The sequence below is a fragment of the Azospirillum sp. B4 genome (assembly GCF_000333275.1).
Lineage (GTDB): Bacteria > Pseudomonadota > Alphaproteobacteria > Azospirillales > Azospirillaceae > Nitrospirillum.
On record NZ_BACU01000083.1, the window covers coordinates 1 to 3,489 of the forward strand.

Genomic DNA, 3,489 nt, shown 5'->3' on the forward strand with positions numbered 1-3,489 from the left:
AGCCAGCGGACGTAGAACAGGAACGGCCCGGGATGGTAAACGCCCAGCAGGTTGTAATGCCCGGTCAGCAACAGGCCGTGGTGCATGCGCTCGGACAGCAGCATGTCCGCCGCCGCATCGTCCAGGGGGGCCAGTTCCTGGCCGAACAGGGCGCGGTTGTCCCACAGGCCTTTGGCCAGCAACAGCAAGCCGGCGGCGAGGGACCAAAGCAGGTCGGTGGTGGACCGGGACAGGGCGCGGGGTGGGGAAAGTCGAGGCGGGTCAGTGACGGCCATGGTCCGATCCGTGGGGCGTTCGCCGGCGCAAGCTAAGCTGGCGCCCCCCCTGGCGGCAATCCTAAAGCCCCAACGCCGCCAGCAGCGCATCGAACGCCGCGTCGGCCTCATCCGCCCGCGCCACGCGCGGTACCGGCAGCAGGGGCACGCCCGGGACGAAGCGCGCCAGGGTGGCCAGCGTCTCGGCCATGGGCACGGTGGCGCCGGGGGTTTCGCTGACGGCGATGGCGGCGATCCTCAACCCCCGGCGGGCCAGGACGTCCACGGCGGTCAGGGTGTGGCTGAGGGTGCCTAGGTAGCTGCCGGTGACCAGCACCAGCGGCAGGTCCAGCGCCACCATCCAGTCCAGCACCGTGCGGCTGTCGTCCAGCGGCACCAGGACGCCGCCCACGCCCTCCACGAACAGCGGGGCGGCGGCGAAGGCCACCTTTTCCCGGCACCATTCGACCATGCCGTCCACGTCCAGCGGCCGGCCTTCACGCGCCGCCGCCATGTCGGGGGACAGGGCGGCGGCGTAGCGGTGGGGGCTGATGCGCGCCACCTCGGCGGGCGTCACCGGCCGGCCCATGGCGGCCAGCAACTGGGCGGGGTCGCTGGCGGCCAGGCTGACGGATTCCTCCAGGTCGATGCCGCTGACCACGGGCTTCAGGGCGGTGGCGCCCACGCCCTTGGCCCGCAGGCGGCGCACCAGGCCGGATGTGACGAAGGTCTTGCCGATATCGGTGCCGGTGGCGGTGACGAAGAAGGCGGGGACGGTCATTCAGGGCTCTCGACACTCTTGAGCGGCAGGACGCGATCGCGGATCAGGCCGGCCAGGCGCTCGATCTCCGCATCCGGCGTGCGGGCGGTGAAGGTGACGCGCAGGCGGGCTGTCCCGGCCGGCACGGTGGGTGGGCGGATGGCGGTGACCAGCAGCCCTTCATTCTCCAGCAGGCGCTGGGCCGCCAGCGTCGCCTCGGCACTACCCAGCACGATGGGCACGATGGGGCTCTCGGCCGGCGGCAGGTTCAGCAGGGCGGTGAAGCGCCGCGCCTTGGTCAGGGGCAGGGCGCACAGCCCGGGATCGCCCTGGATAATATCCAGCGCTGCGATGGCGCCGGCCACGCTGGCGGGGGGCAGCCCGGTGGAATAGATCAGGGTGCGCGCCCGCGTCTTCACCAGGTCGATGACCGCCCTGTCGCCGCAGAGATAGCCACCATAGCCGCCCACCGCCTTGCTCAAGGTGCCCATCTGCAACGGCACCAGCGGCTTCTCACCGAAAGCGAAGCTGGAGCCCCGGCCCGCCCCCAGCACGCCGATGCCGTGGGCGTCGTCGGTCATCAGCCAGGTGTCGTGCCCGGCGCACAGGGCGGCCAGGGCGGGCAGGGGCGCCAGGTCGCCATCCATGGAGAAGACGCCGTCCGTCACCAGCATGGCCCGGCCGTGGCGGGGCCGGTACGTGGCCAGTACCTGGGCCGCATGATCCACATCGTTGTGGCGGAAGATACGCAGCGTGGCGCCCGACAGCCTGGCGCCGGCCCAGATGCAGGCGTGCGCCAGTTCATCCACCACCACCAGGTCCTTGGCACCCAGGAAGGTGGGGAGGATGCCGGCGTTGGCCAGATAGCCGGAGCCGAAGACGCAGGCCGCCTCCGTCCCCTTCAAGGCCGCCAGCTTGTCCTCCAGCACGGCGTAGAGGGGGTGGTTGCCGGTGACCAGGCGCGAGGCGGCGGCGCCCGCGCCGTACCGCTCCACCGCCGCCACGGCCGCCGCCTTCACCCGTGGGTCATGGGCCAGGTTCAGATAGTCGTTGCAGGAGAAGGATAGGAGGCGCCGGCCGCCGCGTGTGATCCACAGCCCGCCGTCCCCGTCGCGGTCGCTGTCCACCAGCCGGCGGCGCAGCGAGGCGGCGTCCATCTCGGCCAGCTTGGTCTCGGCGAATTCGGTCAGGGACTGCATGGGGCGCCATCGGTTGAACAATGATGGGCCGGAGATTAGCGGCAAGAACCCATGGCGTGCGTGCGAAAGTGCCACGCCTGGGTTGCAGTGCGCCTTGGCGCTCCGCATATCTCGTGAACGGCATCTCTCTGGGGGGAGGGTATTGGAAAAGGGGCAAGCGCTGGGCCCGTGGCGGCGGCAATGGCGAAAGTGGCGAGCATGGGAGGAAGGTCCTTACACGTTTGGCCGCTTCGCCGCCGATTGCCTTCTGTTCGTATTCCAGTGGGTCTTGTGGTTCTTCCCCTGACGGTCGGGCGCCGCGCAATCATCCGTCGCATCCGGAGCGAGGCATGATCACACCCTTTCACCGCCGCCGGTGCCAGCAGGCGCCGCCCCGGTTTTTCTTGACCGGTCCCGGCGGCTGCCGTTAGGTGCCCGCTGGCGCCGGGCCCTGGCCCCGCCGCGACAGCCTGCGAGGAAACGCACCCGTGAACGCCATCGACATCAGCCGCTCCGCCGCCTTCACTCCGGACGTGAACGCCCCGGTCACGGAGGGCGACGACGTGCGCACCGACTGGACGCGCGCCGAGATCCAGGCGCTGTTCGACTTGCCCTTCACCGAGCTGGTGTTCCAGGCCGCCGCCGTGCACCGCCGCCGCTTCGACCCCACCCAGGTGCAAATCTCCACCCTGCTGTCCATCAAGACCGGCGGTTGCCCCGAGGACTGCGCCTATTGCCCGCAGAGCGCGCACCATGAGACGGGCCTGAAGGCCAGCAAGCTGATGGAGGTGCAGAAGGTGCTGGCGGAGGCCAAGGCCGCCAAGGACGCCGGCGCCAGCCGCTTCTGCATGGGGGCCGCCTGGCGCAGCCCCAAGGACCAGGACCTGGAGTCGGTCTGCGCCATGGTGGAGGGCGTGAAGGCCCTAGGCATGGAGACCTGCGTCACCCTGGGCATGCTGAACTCTGGCCAGGCCCTGCGCCTGAAGCAGGCGGGGCTGGACTACTACAACCACAACCTCGACACCTCGCCCGAGTATTACGGCAATATCATCTCCACCCGCACCTACCAGGACCGGCTGGACACCCTGTCCAACGTGCGCGAGGCCGGCATCAACGTCTGCTGCGGCGGCATCGTCGGCATGGGGGAGGATTTGACGGACCGCGTGGGCATGATCCACACCTTGGCCACCCTGCCGCAGCACCCCGAAAGCGTGCCCATCAACATGCTGGTGCAGGTGGACGGCACGCCCCTGGATGGTGAGGCCGCCCTGGACCCCATCGACTTCGTGCGCACCAT

At 70.0% G+C, this 3,489-nt stretch carries 4 protein-coding genes; 1 reads left to right on the forward strand and 3 read right to left on the reverse strand.

Going from position 1 to position 3,489, the window contains the following annotated elements; genetic code table 11:
* The 3 genes from I55_RS04120 to I55_RS04130 all read right to left on the reverse strand — a co-directional run.
* Window positions 1–275 (reverse strand): hypothetical protein (locus tag I55_RS04120; RefSeq protein WP_044559238.1); only part of this gene is annotated, 275 nt, incomplete at its 3' end.
* A gap of 61 nt (window positions 276–336) precedes the next feature.
* Complete coding sequence (bioD, locus tag I55_RS04125) at window positions 337–1,035, reverse strand: dethiobiotin synthase (protein WP_044559239.1); 699 nt, start codon at window positions 1,033–1,035, stop codon at window positions 337–339.
* A complete protein-coding gene (locus I55_RS04130) occupies window positions 1,032–2,213 on the reverse strand; it encodes an aminotransferase class I/II-fold pyridoxal phosphate-dependent enzyme (RefSeq protein WP_044559240.1) in 1,182 nt (393 codons plus the stop codon). The genes bioD and I55_RS04130 overlap by 4 nt, the downstream gene beginning before the upstream one ends.
* A 512-nt stretch (window positions 2,214–2,725) precedes the next feature.
* Between I55_RS04130 and bioB the strand changes: the two genes are divergently transcribed.
* Window positions 2,726–3,489 (forward strand): biotin synthase BioB (gene bioB / locus I55_RS04135; RefSeq protein WP_199902453.1); only part of this gene is annotated, 764 nt, incomplete at its 3' end.